Source organism: Actinomyces oris (assembly GCF_001553935.1).
Taxonomy (GTDB): Bacteria; Actinomycetota; Actinomycetes; order Actinomycetales; family Actinomycetaceae; genus Actinomyces; species Actinomyces oris_A.
In genome coordinates, this window is the sequence record NZ_CP014232.1 from 1,383,241 (window position 1) to 1,399,517 (window position 16,277).

17 protein-coding genes and 2 pseudogenes are annotated in these 16,277 nt (G+C 70.0%); 10 read left to right on the plus strand and 9 right to left on the minus strand.

Annotated features, from left to right (window positions below):
* Window positions 1–88: 88 nt before the first annotated feature.
* The 6 genes and pseudogenes from AXE84_RS05750 to AXE84_RS05775 all read left to right on the plus strand — a co-directional run bounded on the left by AXE84_RS05750 (window position 89) and on the right by AXE84_RS05775 (window position 6,029).
* Entirely contained in the window at window positions 89–1,120 is a 1,032-nt protein-coding gene (locus tag AXE84_RS05750) for a DnaJ C-terminal domain-containing protein (protein ID WP_060957178.1), read from the plus strand.
* Complete coding sequence (locus tag AXE84_RS05755) at window positions 1,117–1,614, plus strand: heat shock protein transcriptional repressor HspR (protein ID WP_060957179.1); 498 nt, start codon at window positions 1,117–1,119, stop codon at window positions 1,612–1,614. Before AXE84_RS05750 ends, AXE84_RS05755 begins: the two co-directional genes overlap by 4 nt.
* Window positions 1,615–1,720: 106 nt before the next feature.
* A pseudogene (locus AXE84_RS05760) lies at window positions 1,721–2,278 on the plus strand (DUF418 domain-containing protein); the annotation flags it as partial.
* A 124-nt stretch (window positions 2,279–2,402) separates the two neighbouring features.
* Window positions 2,403–3,815, plus strand: coding sequence for a DUF418 domain-containing protein (locus AXE84_RS05765; protein WP_060957180.1), 1,413 nt, complete (start codon window positions 2,403–2,405; stop codon window positions 3,813–3,815).
* Window positions 3,816–3,976: 161 nt separating this feature from the next.
* Window positions 3,977–5,305 carry a DUF418 domain-containing protein gene (locus AXE84_RS05770; RefSeq protein ID WP_060957181.1) on the plus strand — a complete coding sequence of 443 codons (1,329 nt, stop codon included), beginning with the start codon at window positions 3,977–3,979 and terminating at the stop codon, window positions 5,303–5,305.
* Between the two features lie 259 nt (window positions 5,306–5,564).
* Window positions 5,565–6,029, plus strand: coding sequence for a hypothetical protein (locus tag AXE84_RS05775; protein ID WP_010613357.1), 465 nt, complete (start codon window positions 5,565–5,567; stop codon window positions 6,027–6,029).
* A gap of 81 nt (window positions 6,030–6,110) precedes the next feature.
* Here the strand turns inward: AXE84_RS05775 and AXE84_RS12865 are convergent, their stop codons facing one another.
* Both AXE84_RS12865 and AXE84_RS12870 read right to left on the minus strand, forming a co-directional pair.
* A complete protein-coding gene (locus tag AXE84_RS12865; RefSeq protein ID WP_420480493.1) occupies window positions 6,111–7,376 on the minus strand; it encodes a sensor histidine kinase in 1,266 nt (421 codons plus the stop codon).
* Window positions 7,377–7,379: 3 nt separating this feature from the next.
* A pseudogene (locus tag AXE84_RS12870) lies at window positions 7,380–7,991 on the minus strand (response regulator transcription factor); the annotation flags it as partial.
* Window positions 7,992–8,169: 178 nt separating this feature from the next.
* Between AXE84_RS12870 and AXE84_RS05790 the strand changes: the two are divergent.
* From AXE84_RS05790 to AXE84_RS05805, 4 genes are all read left to right on the plus strand, one after another.
* Window positions 8,170–8,637, plus strand: a complete 468-nt coding sequence (locus tag AXE84_RS05790; protein WP_060957182.1) for a hypothetical protein — start codon at window positions 8,170–8,172, stop codon at window positions 8,635–8,637.
* 81 nt (window positions 8,638–8,718) lie between these two features.
* Window positions 8,719–9,894 carry an efflux RND transporter periplasmic adaptor subunit gene (locus AXE84_RS05795; RefSeq protein WP_060957183.1) on the plus strand — a complete coding sequence of 392 codons (1,176 nt, stop codon included), beginning with the start codon at window positions 8,719–8,721 and terminating at the stop codon, window positions 9,892–9,894.
* Window positions 9,891–10,604, plus strand: coding sequence for an ABC transporter ATP-binding protein (locus AXE84_RS05800; RefSeq protein ID WP_060957184.1), 714 nt, complete (start codon window positions 9,891–9,893; stop codon window positions 10,602–10,604). The genes AXE84_RS05795 and AXE84_RS05800 overlap by 4 nt, the downstream gene beginning before the upstream one ends.
* Entirely contained in the window at window positions 10,579–11,832 is a 1,254-nt protein-coding gene (locus AXE84_RS05805; RefSeq protein WP_081093093.1) for an ABC transporter permease, read from the plus strand. Before AXE84_RS05800 ends, AXE84_RS05805 begins: the two co-directional genes overlap by 26 nt.
* A gap of 221 nt (window positions 11,833–12,053) precedes the next feature.
* Here AXE84_RS05805 and AXE84_RS05810 read toward each other — a convergent pair whose 3' ends face one another.
* The 7 genes from AXE84_RS05810 to AXE84_RS13270 all read right to left on the minus strand — a co-directional run bounded on the left by AXE84_RS05810 (window position 12,054) and on the right by AXE84_RS13270 (window position 16,092).
* Window positions 12,054–12,236, minus strand: a complete 183-nt coding sequence (locus tag AXE84_RS05810) for an Rv0909 family putative TA system antitoxin (protein ID WP_009407609.1) — start codon at window positions 12,234–12,236, stop codon at window positions 12,054–12,056.
* A gap of 266 nt (window positions 12,237–12,502) precedes the next feature.
* Window positions 12,503–12,976, minus strand: coding sequence for an MmcQ/YjbR family DNA-binding protein (locus AXE84_RS05815; RefSeq protein WP_060957185.1), 474 nt, complete (start codon window positions 12,974–12,976; stop codon window positions 12,503–12,505).
* Between the two features lie 217 nt (window positions 12,977–13,193).
* Window positions 13,194–13,403, minus strand: a complete 210-nt coding sequence (locus tag AXE84_RS05820) for a helix-turn-helix domain-containing protein (RefSeq protein ID WP_010613349.1) — start codon at window positions 13,401–13,403, stop codon at window positions 13,194–13,196.
* Window positions 13,400–14,161, minus strand: coding sequence for a hypothetical protein (locus tag AXE84_RS13430; protein WP_060957186.1), 762 nt, complete (start codon window positions 14,159–14,161; stop codon window positions 13,400–13,402). The genes AXE84_RS05820 and AXE84_RS13430 overlap by 4 nt, the downstream gene beginning before the upstream one ends.
* 382 nt (window positions 14,162–14,543) lie before the next feature.
* Window positions 14,544–15,263: a hypothetical protein gene (locus AXE84_RS05830; protein WP_060957187.1), complete on the minus strand. Its 720-nt coding sequence runs from the start codon at window positions 15,261–15,263 to the stop codon at window positions 14,544–14,546.
* 143 nt (window positions 15,264–15,406) lie between these two features.
* Complete coding sequence (locus tag AXE84_RS13265) at window positions 15,407–15,787, minus strand: hypothetical protein (protein WP_236750181.1); 381 nt, start codon at window positions 15,785–15,787, stop codon at window positions 15,407–15,409.
* Window positions 15,757–16,092 carry a hypothetical protein gene (locus AXE84_RS13270; protein WP_236750183.1) on the minus strand — a complete coding sequence of 112 codons (336 nt, stop codon included), beginning with the start codon at window positions 16,090–16,092 and terminating at the stop codon, window positions 15,757–15,759. Before AXE84_RS13270 ends, AXE84_RS13265 begins: the two co-directional genes overlap by 31 nt.
* Between the last annotated feature and the right edge of the window lie 185 nt (window positions 16,093–16,277).

Consider the following 16,277-nt stretch of genomic DNA (forward strand, 5'->3'; position numbering starts at 1 on the left):
CCCAGGGCCGCGGCGCCGTCCACCCCCATCTACAGCTTCAGCAAGGAAACCCCCACGATCACCCAGATAAGGAGGCGGTGACGCGACCATGGCCAGTCAGGACTGGATGACCAAGGACTTCTACGCGGTCCTCGGCGTGAGTAAGGACGCCGACGCCGCCGCAATCAAGAAGGCCTATCGCACACTCGCGAAGAAGTACCACCCCGACCGCAATCCCGACGACGCCGCAGCGGCCGAGAAGTTCAAGGAGATCGGCGAGGCCTACGCGGTCCTGTCCGACGAGGCCGAGCGCAAGCAGTACGACGCGATCCGCTCCATGGCCGGAGGCGGCGCCCGCTTCCAGGCCGGTGGCCCGGGAGGTGCCGGCGGTGCCGGCTTCGAGGACATCTTCTCCTCGATGTTCGGCGGTCAGGGAGGCGGCGTCCGCTTCGAGACCGGCGGCGGCGCCCAGCCCGACCTCGACGACCTGCTGCGCATGTTCGGCGGCACCCCCAGCCCCACCCGCTCCGGCGGCCGCCCCGGCCCCTTCGGCTTCGGCGGCTTCGGCTCCCAGCCCCAGCCGCAGAAGGGCGCCGACGTCCTGACCTCAGCGACGCTGGACCTGCGCGACGCCGTCGCCGGTACCACGGTGGAGCTGACTGCGGACGGGCGCACCATGAAGGTCCGTATCCCGGCCGGTGTGCGCGACGGACAGAAGATCCGCCTGCGCGGCAAGGGCCGAGCCGGCCTGAATGGCGGCGAGAACGGCGACATGGTGGTGACCATTAGCATCAAGAAGCACCCCGTGTACTCGGTCGACCCGGTCGACGGCGCCAACCTGCGCATGGACCTGCCGGTCACCCTGCGCGAGGCCGCCCTGGGCGCCACGGTCGAGGTTCCGCTGCTCGACGGCGGCACCTCCAAGATCAAGATCAAGCCCGGAACCTCCTCGGGCACCGTCATGCGCCTGCGCGGCAAGGGCGCCACCACCCGGAAGAAGACCGGCGACCTGCTGGTGACCATCCAGGTGGCCGTCCCCAAGAAGCTCTCCAAGGCCGCCAAGGAGGCCCTTGAGGCCTTCGATGAGGCCATGGGTGACACTGACCCGCGGGCCACCCTCATGGAGGAGGCGGCGAAGTGAGCCGGCACCGGGCCGGGCAGGGCCTGGGGCACCTGGCCGACGACGCCGCCGAGCGCGCGGTCTACGTGGTCTCGGTGGCGGCCGAGCTCGCCGGGATGCACCCCCAGACCCTGCGCCAGTACGACCGGCTCGGACTGGTCAGCCCCGCCCGGACCCGCGGGCGGGGCCGGCGCTACTCCCACCGCGACGTCGAGCGCCTGCGCCGCATCCAGTCCCTGTCCCAGGAGGGCATCAACCTCGAGGGCATCCGCCGCATCCTTGCCCTGGAGGCCCGCGTGGAGGAGCTGGAGGCCGACAACGCCCGCATGCGCAGCCGCGAGGCCGTCGTCCAGCGGATCTTCGCGGCGGCCGCCGACGGCGAGGTCCAGGTCGTCGCCCCCGGCCGCCAGGGCCGCGGGCCCGCCGGGCGCCACCCCGAGGCGGGGCGCGGACGTCCCGCAGGTACAGCGGGAGGCGCGAGCACTGCGCTCGTGCCCGTGCGTCGGTGGTACTGACCGACACGGATTGGCACTGACTGGGACTGACGAGCGCCGGCGGGCAATGATGAGCGCCGGCGCGTCCTGGATGCAGACACTGAGACGCGGTCACTGATGCGGTACTGAGCCCATCGGCCTGGCTGGCGCCTGCGGCTGGCTGGCACTGTTGGCCCTGTATGCCGGTGGACCGCGGCCGGATGGCCGGCTGACAGGGCTGCGCCGACTGGCCTCCGCCGTCGGCCGCCGCTCCATGACCGTCTACCTGAGCCAGACGATCCTGTTCGGCATCATCTTCGGCGTCGTTCCGCTCCTGGTGACGGGCAGGCGCCTGTGGATGGGGCAGGCCTCGGCCGCCCTCGTCGCCCTGGGCGTCTGGCTGGCGAGCATGGTCCTGTGTCTCCTGCTGGAGCGCGGCGGTCATGCCGGACCCTTCGAGACCCTGCTGCGCACCGCCGTCGCGCGCAGTGAGCGTAGGAGGACGACGCCGCCGCCCCCGCCCGCCGTCTGGCCCGGGATGCAGGCGGGACCGTGGCCGATGATGCAGATGGGGACCCACCCGGGAGCGCCGGTGCCGATGCAACCGGGCATGCCGCCAGTGGCTCAGCCGGGAGTCCAGCCGGAGGCACCGGTCCAACCGGGCATGCCGCCTGCGCCGCAGCCGGGACCGCAGCCGGCCCCCTGAGTCGGCCCGACCAGGGGCCGTCCGCCGGAAGAATGGCCGGGCGTCAGGCTCCTCCTTTCGGTGGAGACGATCTCGGCGCTTAAGGCGGACGCCGCGGAACCACTGGATTTCATACGGTCGAGTCATGAACACGACGACTTCCTCCGCGACCTCATTCACTGGTTCCCGCGGCCTGCGCTACCCCGCCCCCGACGTCGCCCGCGGCTTCATGCTGCTGCTCATCGCCCTGGCCAATGTGGGGTCGTGGGTGGCAGGCCCCGAGGGCCGTGCGACATCGACCGCCGACAGGACCTGGGCCTTCATGAGTGCCCTGTTCATCGACCAGCGCGCCTACCCGCTGTTCGCACTGCTCTTCGGCTTCGGGCTGGCCACCATGGTCAACCGGCGCATGGCATCGGGCATCGACGCCTACTGCCAGCAGCTGACCGGCGGGCTCCGGGCGCCGTCGGCGGCTGAGATCGACCAGGCCCGGGAGCAGGCGGCCGTCGACGCCCGCCGCCTCGTGCGGCGCCGCGGCCTGTGGATGGTCCTGTTCGGGCTCATCCACGGAGCCTTCTTCCCCTCGGAGATCATCGGCACCTACGGCATCGTCGCCGTCGTCTTCGCCGGGTGGTTCGCCCACAAGCACCACAAGCGCCAGCTGGCGGTGTGCGCCCTGGTTCTTCTGTCCCAGTTCGTGCCGGTGGTCCTGGCCATGCTCTTTGGTCCCGGCGGTGAAGCGGCCGCCTCCGGCGCGGCGGTCCCCGCCCCGGCGGCTGCGGCACCCACCGGAGCAGGTGAGTCCATGGCCTCAGCGCTTCCCTGGTTCGTGACCAACGTGTTTGGGTGGTTCTTCACCGCTCTGAGTGCGGCCTTCACCACGATGATTCTTCCCGCCGCCTTCCTCGGCGCCCGCCTGGCCGACACCGACCTCATCTCCCACCCCGAGCGCCACCGCGGCCTGCTGACGGTGGCCGGGATCGGTGGTCTGGCCCTGGGGGCGCTCGGTGCGCTTCACCAGCTCCTGGTCCCGCTCACCAGCGCTCAGCCCTGGGCGGCCGACTCCGTCCTGATCATGGTCCTGGGCCTGGCCGGGGGCTGCGGCTGGCTCGCCGTCCTGGCCCTCTACGCCGGCGGGCCGACGGCGGACAACCGGCTGACCGGCCTCAAGCGGCTGCTGTCCAACGTGGGGCGCCGCTCCATGACCGCCTACCTGTCCCAGACGGCCATGTTCGCCGGCATCTTCGTCATCGCGCCGCGACTGACCGGGAGGTCCGTGTCGCTGGGAGAGGCGGCATCCGCCGCGGTGGCGGTGATGGTCTGGCTGACGACCGTGGTCCTGTGCGCGGTGCTGGAGAGGCTCGGCATGCCCGGTCCCTTCGAGGTCCTGCTGCGCGCCGCCGTCGCCCGCAGCGAGCGCAGCCGCACGAACCCGTTCCCCCAGCAGGTCCCCGACCAGCGCACGGCCCAGCTCCCCGGCCAGCCGACGAGCGCCCCGGTGCCGCCCGCCCCGTGGGGTGCTCAGGTCCCCGTCGCCCCGGTTCCCGCCGGAGCCTGAGAGCGGGGCGGGTGACCGACGCCATCGCGAGAGGGAAGAGCCCTGGTCCTTGGGGAGGAGGACCAGGGCTCAGCCCATCCTCCCGGGAGGAGAGGCGCGACCCGTCACGATGGCCCCGGCGGCGGAGGTGCCCTCGGCTGCCACCCTCTAGCGTGGAGGGCATGAGACTTGCGACGTCATTCACCGGTGCTCGAGGGGTGCGCTATCCCGCCCCGGACGTGGCCCGTGGCTTCATGCTCCTGTTCATCGCCCTGGCCAACGTCCCCTTCTGGACCGCTGTGACGCACGTTTCCGCCCCATCTGATGCCGTCGACACGGCATGGCTGTGGGTGCGCTCCCTCCTGATCGACTCGCGGGCCTACCCGCTGTTCGCGATGCTCTTCGGCTTCGGACTGGTCACCATGGTCAACCGGCGCATCGCCTCAGGTGCCTCCTCCTATCTCAGCTCCCTGCCCGGCGTGGAGGCCGGCCGTGAGCCGACGTCGCAGGAGGCGGCCTGGGCCCGTGAGCAGGCCACCGTCGACGCACGTCGCCTGGTGCGGCGTCGGGGCCTGTGGATGATCCTCTTCGGCGCCGTACACGCCCTGCTCTTCTCCGGTGACATCATCGGCCCCTACGGCCTGGTCGCCGTCATCTTCGCCGGCTGGATCGCCCGCAAGCACTGGAAACGGGCCGTGGCCTTCTGCGCCGTCGTCGTTGTTGCCGGCGCCGTCACGTTCCTCAACATGGGCAGCTTCCTGGCCTCCCAGGGGGCCGCCTCGGCGACGGACGCGCACCAGGGGGCCGGCGCCTCGACCGATACGGTCCTGTCCTACGTCTCCGACGGACTCCTGGCCTGGGGTGGAAGCCTGGTATCGGCGCTGTTCTTCTCCATGATCGTTCCGGCGATGTTCCTCGGCGCCCGGCTGGCCGACACCGACCTCATCTCCCATCCCGAGCGCCACCGCCGGCTCCTGGTCGCCGTCGGCCTGGGCGGTCTGGGGCTCGGTGCCGCTGGCGGTATCGGGTTCGCCGTGTGGGCCGCGGGTGGACCCCTGGCTGCCTGGACCATGCCGCTTCATGCGGTTACGGGGGTGGCCGGGGCTTGCGGCTGGTTGGCGCTGTTGGCCCTGTACGCCGGCGGGCCGCGGCCGGATGGCCGGCTGACGGGGTTGCGCCGGCTGGCCTCCAGCGTGGGACGCCGCTCCATGACGGCCTACCTCAGCCAGACCTTCCTCTTCGCCATCATCTTCTTGGCCCTGCCCGCCATGACCGGTATCGAGCTTCACCTGGGAGAGGCCCGGGCAGCAGGGATCGCGCTGGCGGTCTGGCTGACGACGGTCGGGCTGTGCGCCGTTCTGGAGCGGGGTGGACACACCGGTCCCTTCGAGGCCCTGCTGCGCACCGCCGTCGCCCGTAGCGAGCGCCGGCGCCGGCCGGCGGCCCCTCCTGCCCCTGCGACCCCGGCCTCACCGGTGGGTGACTCCAGCACGTACGACCTGGCGCGCTGAGACCCCGGAGCACACGTGGGTTCCCCAAGCGATGGGTAGGACTTCCCCCGTGACCTGGCCGGTTCCTGTCCCGGCGTCCTTCAAGGATCCCGTGTGGTGAAACGGCCCGATGACCGCCTTCGCGGCGCGTCGTCGCGCCATGTCCTGAGGACTGTGAGTCACCCCGCAGAGTGTGAGGGTTGACCTGATCGTTTCACAGGGCATCGTAGACACGGTAGCCTGCCTGCGTCCCCAACTCTGAAGGAAGCGAACAGCCCTCATGACTCAGCCCCCCAACCCCGGTCAGCCCTTCTACCAGCAGCAGCCCTCGGCCCCCTCGGCTCCGGTTCCGGGGCAGCCCTACCCGCCCCAGCAGCAGTTCCAGGGCGCGCCCGGTGCCCCTGCCGCTCCTGGTGCGCCTGGCGCCCCCGGTCAGCCCTTCCCGCAGGCTCCGGCGGGGGACAGCTTCATGGGCAACCTCTTCAATGTCTCCAAGCCCTTCGCCGAGAAGTTCGGCAAGGTGTTCTTCTACATTGTTGCCGGCGGTCTGATCGCGGTGTGGCTGTACAACGCCTACCACGCCGGTTCTCTGGCCGGTGACCTCGACTACGAGTCGGGTAAGCGGTCCTTCGCGTTCGGAACCTTCGTTCTCGACCTGGTCTTCAACTCGCTGTGGACCTTCGCCCAGATCGGCCTGGTCCGCCTCTTCCTCGAGCTGGTCATCAACTCCGGCAAGAAGAACTGAGTCGCCGCCCGGCGGAGTCTCGTCTCCGCCGCAGCCAGCTGCTCGACCCTGACGGTCGCCGGCCCGCGTGGCCGGCGACCGTCAGTCGTTGGAGCCGGCTGCGCTCGAGTCGTCCCCGGCCCCTCCCACCGGCAGCTCGAGGACAGCCGTCAGTCCGCCGTCGGGGTTGGCGCTCAGGTGCAGCTCGCCACCGTGCGCGGTGGCCACGGCCGTGACGATGGCCAGGCCCAGTCCGTGCCCGGAGCCCCGGGTCCGCCCCCGCCCCTCGCCACGCACGAAGGGCTCGCGCAGGGACTCCACGCTCTCGGCCGCCACCACGGGGCCCTCGTTGCGGATCGTCAGGCGCACGCCGTCGTCCAGACGCGCCATGCCCACCGTGATACGACCGCCCTCGACGTTGTAGCGGGCCGCATTGCGCAGCAGGTTGGACACGCTCTGGCGCAGCAGCACCGGATCCCCGGGGACCCGGGCGGGCAGCAGATGGGTGGAGACGTGAAGGTGGCGCTCAGCGACCTCCGGAGCGATGAGGCCCAGGGCGTCACGGACCGTGGCCTCCATGTCCACGTCCTCGACGGCCAGCTTGCCGGACTGGGCGTCGGCCAAGTCCAGCAGGGCGTCAATCGTCTCCCGGTTGGCGCGGTTGGTCTCCAGGACCCGGGTCAGCACCCGGCGCAGGTCCTCGGCCGAGGCCTGCGGGTCGGACAGGGCGACGTCGATCATCGTCTGCGTGGTGGCCAGGGGCGTGCGCAGCTCGTGGGAGGCGTTGGCCGCGAACCGGCGGTGGACGGAGAAGGACCGCTCCAAGGAGGCCAGCATGTTGTCGAAGGTGTCCGCCAGGTCGTGGATCTCGTCGCGTGGGCCGGACAGGTCCAGCCGCTGACTGAGGTCGCCCGAGGCGGCGCGCTTAGCCGCCGCATTCATCGAGGACAGCGGCTGCAGCATCCGCCCCGCCAGGATCCATCCGACGGTCCCGGAGAGCACCACGAGCAGCGCCAGCGCACCGACGGCAGAGCGCATGATGCTGCTGAGCAGATCGAACAGGTTCGTGTCCACCTTGGCGACCTCGCCGACCTGCGAGACCGGCACGGCGGCGGTCTCCCCGACCGGGTCGCCGATCTGGATGCTCAGTGTGACGTAGCGCGTGTAGAAGTAGACCAGGGCGATGAGGACCACTCCGGCGGCCGTCACCATCCCGGCGTAGGTCAGGGTCAGACGGGCCCGGATACTCAGGTGCCGGGCGCGACGCAAGCGCTCCGGGCGACCCGGCCGGGCGGCGTGGGCGTCCCTATCGGCGCCGGGCCGCGCCGCGCCGTCGACCCGGGGCTCCGGATGCCCCTGCCCGCTCATGCGCGGCTCACCGAGCTTGCGACGCAGGTGGGAGATCGTCACCCGCGTGGAGTTGGTGAAGGGGTCGGCGTTGGCGTCCCATGCCTTCTCCAGGAGCGTCTCTGCGCTGAGGACCCCGCCCTCGGCCTCCATGAGGACCTGAAGGACCGCGAACTCCTTGGGGCTGAGGTGAATGAAGTGCCCGTCGCGGTAGACCTCCCGGCGGAAGGGATCCAGGCGCACCCCGTGGGCCTCGAGGACCGGGGTGCGCGCCGGCTGGCTGCGCCGCCCCAGGGCCCGCAGCCGGGCCACCAGCTCGGGGAACTCGAAGGGCTTGGTGAGGTAGTCGTCGGCCCCGAGCTCGAAACCGCCCACGCGCGCGTCCAACGTCCGGGATGCAGTGAGCATGAGGATCCGCGTGCTGGGGTAGTCGCGCACCACCCGCCGGCAGACCTCGTCACCGTGGACCACGGGCAGGTCCCGGTCCAGGACGATGATGTCGTAGTCGTTGACCGCCACCTGCTCCAGGGCGCTGGCCCCGTCGCCGACGACGTCCACGGCCATCGCCTCGCGCCGCAGCCCGGTGGCGATGGCCTCAGCCAGGTACTCCTCATCCTCCACGACGAGCACGCGCATCGCCCTGCCTCCTTCATTGTGGATTCTTTCGGCTGGTCCCTCAGCGAACCAGCCCCTGTGTTGCCACAACATAAGCGAATTTGTGAACCCCATGGCAACACCGCTCCCGGTTGGCTGTTCCCCGAACGAACGGACGCCACCGCGTCCCGACCCACGTGAGCCGAAAGGACCCTCTCCCATGAAGCAGCCCCTCAACACCCGGATCCTCACCCGCGCCGCCACCGTGCTGACCTGCGCCGTGTGCGCCGTCGGACTCATGACCGGATGCTCCCAGGGCTCGAAGGCGGACTCGGCCGCCTCCGCCTCCGCCTCCAGCGGGGACGACTACCTGCTCAAGATGGCCAAGTGCATGCGTGACAAGGGCATCGACGTCTCCGACCCCGACGCCAACGGCAACGTGCAGTTCCCCGACAACGAGGCCGCCACCAAGGCCGCCCAGGAGTGCGAGCAGATCGTCGGCCCCGCCCCCGGCACCGAGGACCTCGCCAAGCCCGAGACGCAGCAGGACCTGGTCAAGGCCGCCGAGTGCCTGCGCAAGGAGGGCTACGACGTTCCCGACCCCGAGGCCGGCAAGGGCATCCAGATCAACGGTGACATCCCCCAGGACGTCATGAACAAGTGCTTCTCCCAGGTCGGGAGCAAGTAACACCGCGCCCTTGCCGGCGCCACCAGACCACAGGCTCGCGCGGCCAGGCCGCCGCGCAGACACACTCAGACAGGCAGACACATGGATCAGACCACCACCTCCACGCAGGCCGACGACGGCTCGACCGGCACCGCGGACAAGCCGGGCGCGGCCCACCGCACCCGACGCCGGGCCTTCCTGGCCATGGGGGCTGCCGCGATCCTGGCGGCGGGCGCTGGGGCGGGCGCCTTCGCCTCCAGGTCGGGCCCCTTCGCAGCCAAGGCCAAACCGACGACGTCGACCTTCAGCGGAGCCACCGACACCATCACCAAGGGCGACCTCCAGGGGCAGACCTCCGTGTCCGGGACCCTGCGCTACTCCGACTCGCGCAAGTTCAAGTCGGGCTTCGAGGGTGTTCTCATCCAGGTGCCGGCCTCCGGGACCGTCCTGACCCAGGGTGACGTCCTCTACCGCACCGGCAGCGAGACCGCCTACCTCATGCGCGGCAACCTGCCCGCCTGGCGCAGCTTCGAGGCCGGCATGGAGGACGGAGAGGACATCCGCCAGCTCGAGACGGCCCTGAGGGACCTGGGGTACTTCGACTACGAGCCCGACGACCACTTCAGCTGGGCCACCACCAGCGCCATCATGAAGTGGCAGAAGGACCTCGACATGTCCCGGACCGGGACCATCCCGCTGGGACGGATCGTCTTCACCCCCGGGGACCTGCGCGTGGGGACGGTCACCGCCCGCGTGGGGGACCGCGTCGCCGCCGACACCGAGCTCTTCGACGTCACCTCCACCACCCAGGTGGTGGACGCCAACATCAAGCTCTCCGACCAGAAGCTCGCCGTCGTCGGCACCGCCGTGACCATCAAGCTGCCCGATGCCAAGACCACCGCCGGGAAGATCACCTCCGTGGGTACCCCCACCGAGAAGTCCTCCGGCTCCGGGTCCGGGGCTGGATCCGGCTCCGGTGAGTCCAAGGAACGAGTCATCCCCATCACCGTCACCCTTACCGACGCCTCGGCGACCACCAACTTCCAGGAGGTCTCCGTCACCGTCGACCTGCCCAGCGAGAAGCGCACGGGTGTCCTGTCGGTGCCGGTCGGGGCCCTGCTGGCCCTGAGCGCCGACCAGTACGGCGTCGAGATCGTCGAGTCCGGCGGCACCACTCGCAAGGTGCCGGTCACCATCGGGCTGTTCGCCGGCGGGCGCGTGGAGATCTCCGGTGAGGGTATCTCCGAGGGACAACGAGTGGTGGTGCCGCAGACATGAGCCGCATCCTGTCCCTGCGCGACGTCAAGCGCACCTACGGGGAGCCGCCCGTGGCCGCCTGCGCGGGCGTGAGCCTGGAGATCGATGACGGCGAGTTCGTCGCCATCGTCGGCCCCTCAGGCTCGGGCAAGTCCACGCTCCTCAACCTCATCGGCACCCTGGACCGGCCCAGCTCCGGCACCGTCGAGATCGACGGCGTCGACGTCGGCTCCCTGTCCGACGCCAAGCTCTCGGCCCTGCGGGCCAGCCGCATCGGCTTCGTCTTCCAGCAGTTCCACCTGGCAGACGGCGTCAACGCGGTGGACAACGTCGCCGACGGCCTGCTCTACAGCGGGGTCCCCCGCTCCGAGCGGCGTCGGCGCGCCCGGGCCGCCCTGGAGCGCGTCGGCCTGGCCCACCGGCTCGACCACCGCCCCCACCAGATGAGCGGCGGCGAGCGCCAGCGCGTGGCCATCGCCCGGGCCGTCGTCGGCGATCCCCCGCTGCTGCTGGCCGACGAGCCCACCGGGAACCTCGACTCCACCTCCGGGGCCTCGATTGTCGAGCTCCTCCACGAGCTCCACGCCCAAGGCACCACCATCATCGTCATCACCCACGACAACGAGCTGGCCGCCCAGCTCCCCAGGCAGATCGCCATCCGCGACGGCCGCATCGTGGGGGACTCAAGCCTGAAGGAGATCGTCCATGACGACGTCTACGCTCCGGCGTGACCGGTCCGCGGCCGAGCGGGGCGGCCGCGCCCAGGCCCGGCGGATCCAGCGCTCGCGGCTGCGTCTGGCCGACGTGCTGCGCCTGGGAGGCACCGGCATCAGGGCCCGCCCCACCCGCGCCTTCCTGTCCGCACTGGGGATTGCCATCGGCATCGCCGCCATGATCTCGGTGGTGGGCATCTCGGCCTCCAGCCGCGCCCAGCTCTCCGCCCAGCTCGACTCCCTGGGGACGAACCTGCTGACGGCCACCGCCGGTCAGGACCTGTTCGGTAACTCCTCCTCCCTGCCGCAGGACAGCGTCGGCAAGGTCCGCCTCATCGACAACGTCCAGAGCGCCTCGAGCACCGGGCTGGTCAAGAACTCGCTGGTTTACCGCACTCCGCTCATCGACAAGAACGCCTCCGGCGGCATCACCACCCTGGCCGCGGACAAGTCACTGCTCGACGTCGTGGCCGGACAGGTGGACAAGGGCACCTGGCTCAACGAGGCCACCAGCAAGTACCCGGCAACGGTCCTGGGGCAGACGGCCGCCCAGCGCCTCGGCGTCGTCTCACCGGGAACCAAGGTGTGGCTCGGCGGGAACTGGTTCACCGTGGTCGGCATCCTCAAGCCGGTGGTACTGGCTCCCGAGCTCAACAACGCCGCCCTCATCGGTCAGGGCGTGGCCAGCGACCTGCTGGGGCACGACGCCAAGCCGACGACGGTCTACACGCGCAGCCAGGACGCCGCCGTCCCCACGGTGCGCAAGCTGCTGGCGCCGTCGATCTCGCCGCAGGCCCCCAACGAGGTCAAGGTCTCGCGCCCCTCGGACGCGCTGGAGGCTAAGAACGCGGCCGACAAGGCCTTTACCGGTCTGCTGCTGGGCGTGGGCTCGATCGCCCTGCTCGTCGGCGGCATCGGGGTGGCCAATACGATGATCATCTCGGTGCTCGAGCGCCGTCGGGAGATCGGACTGAGGCGGTCCCTGGGGGCGATGCGCGGACACATCCTCGTGCAGTTCATGACCGAGGCGCTGCTGCTGGCCTCCCTGGGCGGTGCCCTGGGGTGCATCATCGGGATCGGGGTGACCGCCGGGATGTCGGCAGCCAACGGCTGGCCCTTCTCCCTGCCGGTGATCGCCGTCGTCGGAGGTCTGGGAGTCACCATCGCCATCGGCGCCCTGGCCGGCGTCTACCCGGCCGTTAGGGCCTCCCGCACTCCTCCGACCGCCGCGCTCAACGCGCAGTAGGCGAGTGCCGCCGACCCGAGGGGAGGAGGATGAGACGTCCCGGTGGGAGACGGCTGGGCCCCGCGGTGGCGGCACCGGACTGTGGCGGCCGGTGTCTGAATGAGATGGGGAGAGCCCAGCTGGCCGGGAACGCGTGAGGGCCCCGCACTGAACGGTGCGGGGCCCTCACTCCTGCGATCAGAAGACCGCGGTGCCTGTGGGTAGGCAGGCTCTCAGCCGGGTCACTCCGTGCCGAGCTTGCCGTCGACGGCGTCGCGGGCGGCGTCGATCTTGTCGTCGTACTTGCCGCCGGTCGCCTTCTTGGCAGCACCGGCTGCGGCGTCCAGCGCCTTGTCGCTGATCGCCTCGGCCTTGTCGGAGCTGAGAGCGTCACCGGCCTTCTTCGCCAGGTCATCAAGTCCCATCTGTGTCTCCTTCCGTCGGGTGGCCAGACGTCGGATGACGACGGCCTCGGCTGAATAGTGCCAGGTTTGCGTACCTTCGTCATCTGAGGGCGGCTCGGCCCCTGGGTTGCGGCCGGGGACCTTTCCTTCCAGCCGGGGGCATTCGACGCCGTCGGGGACCGGAATCCTGTCCCCGAACGCGTAGGACGCCCCCGCAGGGACGTATCCGCACCCCTACGCGCGCAATGTCCCCGGCCGTCCTGCCGTGGCGTCAGCAGTGCCGGGCATCACCACTGCCAGGTGGGGCGGGCGGGGGAGCCTGCGGCGTCGGCCAGCAGGACGGCCTCGCGCACGCGGTGGGTCAGGAGGGACAGGACGAGCCGGTAGGAGTCCTCGACCATGGCGGTGGCCTCGTCCGCGCGGTAGTCGGGGCTGGTGAGGTCGATGCTCACCCAGTGCCGCTTGGACTGGTGGAAGCCCGGCTCCACCCACTCGAAGGTGGCCCGCACGGCGACGACGTCCTCGGGGTCGAGCTTGACGTTGGCCAGGAGACGGCCGTCGGTGTGGGGAATGAGCAGCAGGAAGAGACGAGGGCCCACTGAGGCGACAGGGATGTCCCACTCGGGCTTGTGTCCCGCCCAGGCGCCGGGCAGCGAGGCCGCCGTGGCCAGGAGCTCGTCGCGCCGGGCAGCCACGGTGGCCTCGCCGACGCGCGTGGAGGACCCGTCGGGGCGAGGGCTGCGGTGGAGTGGTGTGGTCATCGACGTCGAGCCTACGGTCTCCCTGCGGCGGGGGACATTCCGCGCGGCCGGGTGCGGAACTTCCGGGCGGGGTCATCCTGCGCGTGCGGGGACGGGATTGCTGTCCCCGACGGCGTCGAATGCCCCCGGCCGCACGAGAAAGTCCCCGGCCGCGTGGAGTGTCCCCGACGGCGAGGACCGGCGGCGGGAGGGAAGCCGGGGACGCGCGCTGAGCGGGTCAATCCGGCACGACCTCCAGGAGCTCTCCGACCGAGCACCCCAGGGCCTTGCAGATGGCGCAGAGTGTGGAGTAGCGAATGGCCTTGGCGCGGTCGTTCTTGAGCACTGAGAGATTGGCGGTGGTGACCCCGACCTTCTCGGAGAGCTCCACGAGCGTCATCCCACGGGCGGCCAACAGCTCATCGAGGTGGCAGACGACGTGACTCACACGAGCCCCTCGGTTTCTTCGCGCAGCACAGTGTTCTCCGCGGCCAGGGTGCGAGAGCGCTGGTACACGCGGTGCAGCGCGAGCAGCAGATGCATGGCGAGGATGAGGATGATGATGCTCTTGAGGGCCGGGATGTCGTTGCCGGTGGGGATGAACCCGGTCAGCTCTCCGTCTGCTCGGGCGCCGGTGAGGTACTCGTCCGAGATCGCCATGCCTGAGATGTGCAGCGCTAAGGTGCTCAGCTGTTGTCCCAGGAGCAGCCAGAACAAGTGGCCGCCCCGAGTGAAGAGGTGGTCAACGAATCCCTTACGATCCGGGCGGATCGCGGCGATGAATCGGATGAAGGCGACTGCGCAGGCTGCGATAAGGAGGAGGTGGATGGCGATGATCAGGCCGACGAGGAACCGCGCGCCGCCGGACATCCCATGCAGAATCCCGTGGCTCACCGAGTAGCCACCGAGCATCTCCATCGTCGCGTGCTTGAAGGACAACTGCTGGTCCAAGGCGGGGTCGCTGTCGGTGAACTCCAGCAGCAGTCCGCGGCCGTCGATGAGGCCCCACAGGTTAGAGCCGAGTATGTAGAAGGGGGAGAAGCAGAGCAGTGCGAGAAGGAAGGAGGTGAAGGTCAGGCTACCGGGGCCGACTCCGGCGTCGGCCCCGGGTATGGAGTTGGTGTCGGGCTGGTTGGCGGCGGCCATCCCGCCGTTGAGAGCGGTGCCGGAGTCGGCGTCCGAGTCGGTTTCGGTGCTGGCAGTCATGACGACACTCCATATCGACTATCGATGTATCGATAGTCGATATGGTGCGCTTGGGGGCTCGCCGGTGTCAAGCATTCTTCCGGGATGTGCACCTGCCGTTCGGCCACTGCCGACGGCGTTGGGCCGAGGCGGTGCGCACTGCCGGGGAGGTGGTGTGCGGTGGGGGACATTGCACGCGATGGGAGACGTTGCGCGCGGCCGGGTGCGGAAACTTCCAGCCGGGGGCATCCTGCGCGTGCGGGGACGGGATTGCTGTCCCCGACGGCGTCGAATGCCCCCGGCCGCACGAGAAAGTCCCCGACCGCGTGGAGTGTCCCCTCCCGTGCAGGCCCCGGCTGCACGGGAAAAGTCCCTGACCGGAGTGACGTGCCCCTGGCTGTGCTCAGTGGATCGTCTCGAGGATGGTCGTCCGCAGCTCATCGATGGACTGACCGCTGGACCCGGCGTTGACGGCGATGATGGCGTACTTCCCCTTCTCCTTGGTGGGGGTTGCAATGAGGGAGCCGTTGACCGTCTGGCCTCCGATGTTCGCGGTGTAGTTGAGCACGGCCGCCTCGCCATTGGCGGTCTGCTCGGTGGAGTAGCCGGTCGAGGTCCCTCCGGGGATCGAGGTGAGGGCAGGGCTCAGCTCATCCTCGGTCGGAGGTGCGGTGGCGGGAACGACGGTCTTGGAGACGTTGGCGTTGCCGAGGTACGGCTCGGTGCCGGTGTCGGGGGCCTTGTAGTAGATGTCGGATGTCCCGTCCAGGGGGGTGGCCTGCCAGCCCTCGGGCACTGCGAAGGAGATGCCGACGGTGGGGGCGGTGATCTCCTGGTAGCCCGCGGGCGTCGCCTTGGGGAGATCGCTCTTCGTGGCACTGGCGGAGGCGCTGGCGGAGGCCTTGTCGTCGTCCTTGTCGGTCTTGTCCGCTTCGGCGTCCTTCTTGCTGTCCTGGGTCTCGCTGTCCTTGGCGTCGCCCTTGTCCGATTCCGCCGAGCTGTCGGAGGCGGCTGAGCTGGATGAGTCGGAGCCCTCACTGCTCTGAGAGCAGGCGGTCAGAACGGGGGCGGCGGTCAGAGCGAGGCCGGCCAGCAGGGTCGCAGCGGTGCGTACGGGTTTCATGATGCTCCAGTGTTTGAGTGCGAGTGTGACACCAAGGGCATCACGTCTTGGTGGGATTGCACGATGGGGATGGTTCCCCATCGTGGACTGAAGGGAGGCTTGCGGTTACTGGGCTGCGACAGGCTGGCTGTCGCCTCTGCTCGTCAGTGGGCGGTCGTGAGGATGGTGGACACGATGGTGTTGACCTCCTGGTCGCTGCCGGCCGTCACGGCGATGCGCACGTAGGTGCCCGACGACGTCGGAACGGCGATGACCGCGCCGGCCGTCTGGACGCCCTGAACCTGTGCGGTCGAGGTGTCGACGGCGGCCTGCCCGTAGGTGGATGGCTTGGTGGAGTAGCCCGTCGGCGTGCCTCCCTGCCGGGTGATGGTCTCGTCCAGGCTCGCCTGGGACGGGGGTGTGGAGGAGGTCTCGGCCTCCTTGGCGACCGCGACGCTGTTGAAGGACAGGCCGCCGCTCTGCGAGAACCGGCCGTAGAAGGCGTCGGTGCTGTTCAGGCGCTGGGTGAGAGTGGACGGATCCACCCCTGGGCCCGGGCGAGCAGCGCCTTCTGGGCCTCGGGAAGGGCATTGAGGTCCTCCCAGTCCTCGGGGATCGCGAAGGTGAGGCCGGATGTCGGTGCGGTGACCGCCTGGTGGCCCGCTGGGATGGAGGGGGCGGCGCTGCCGGAGGCGCTCGCGCCGCCCCCGCTCGACGACGTCGCCGCGGCTGCGGGGGCCGAGCCGGTCGCTGTCGCTGCGGCCGAGCCCGCCGACGAGGGGCTGGTCTGCGAGCAGCCCGCCAGGATGAGGATGGTGGCCAGAGCCAGGGTGGCGCGCGTGGTTCTCATGGTGTCTCCGGGGTGAGGGCGTGATCGTGACGTGACCATAGCGGTGTCGTCGAACAGCGGTGTTTCAAGCGGTTGGTTGGCATGTTGCAGGTCGGCGCGACGACCGGCGGAATTCCAGCGGCAGCATCTCAAGGAGTAGCCCACGTCACTGCTGGTCCCAGAAGTTGAGTGGAATAGACTCAACT

Bases quoted from the DNA above. Each gene is read 5' to 3' on its own strand.
- AXE84_RS05750 (WP_060957178.1), top strand. From the start codon at position 89: ATGGCCAGTCAGGACTGGATGACCAAGGACTTCTACGCGGTCCTCGGC.
- AXE84_RS05770 (WP_060957181.1), top strand. From the start codon at position 3,977: ATGAGACTTGCGACGTCATTCACCGGTGCTCGAGGGGTGCGCTATCCC.
- AXE84_RS05790 (WP_060957182.1), top strand. From the start codon at position 8,170: ATGAAGCAGCCCCTCAACACCCGGATCCTCACCCGCGCCGCCACCGTG.
- AXE84_RS05815 (WP_060957185.1), bottom strand. From the start codon at position 12,976: ATGACCACACCACTCCACCGCAGCCCTCGCCCCGACGGGTCCTCCACG.
- AXE84_RS05800 (WP_060957184.1), top strand. From the start codon at position 9,891: ATGAGCCGCATCCTGTCCCTGCGCGACGTCAAGCGCACCTACGGGGAG.
- AXE84_RS05805 (WP_081093093.1), top strand. From the start codon at position 10,579: ATGACGACGTCTACGCTCCGGCGTGACCGGTCCGCGGCCGAGCGGGGC.
- AXE84_RS13270 (WP_236750183.1), bottom strand. From the start codon at position 16,092: ATGAGAACCACGCGCGCCACCCTGGCTCTGGCCACCATCCTCATCCTG.
- AXE84_RS13430 (WP_060957186.1), bottom strand. From the start codon at position 14,161: ATGACTGCCAGCACCGAAACCGACTCGGACGCCGACTCCGGCACCGCT.
- AXE84_RS05765 (WP_060957180.1), top strand. From the start codon at position 2,403: ATGAACACGACGACTTCCTCCGCGACCTCATTCACTGGTTCCCGCGGC.
- AXE84_RS05810 (WP_009407609.1), bottom strand. From the start codon at position 12,236: ATGGGACTTGATGACCTGGCGAAGAAGGCCGGTGACGCTCTCAGCTCC.
- AXE84_RS05795 (WP_060957183.1), top strand. From the start codon at position 8,719: ATGGATCAGACCACCACCTCCACGCAGGCCGACGACGGCTCGACCGGC.
- AXE84_RS05830 (WP_060957187.1), bottom strand. From the start codon at position 15,263: ATGAAACCCGTACGCACCGCTGCGACCCTGCTGGCCGGCCTCGCTCTG.
- AXE84_RS05775 (WP_010613357.1), top strand. From the start codon at position 5,565: ATGACTCAGCCCCCCAACCCCGGTCAGCCCTTCTACCAGCAGCAGCCC.
- AXE84_RS12865 (WP_420480493.1), bottom strand. From the start codon at position 7,376: ATGAGCGGGCAGGGGCATCCGGAGCCCCGGGTCGACGGCGCGGCGCGG.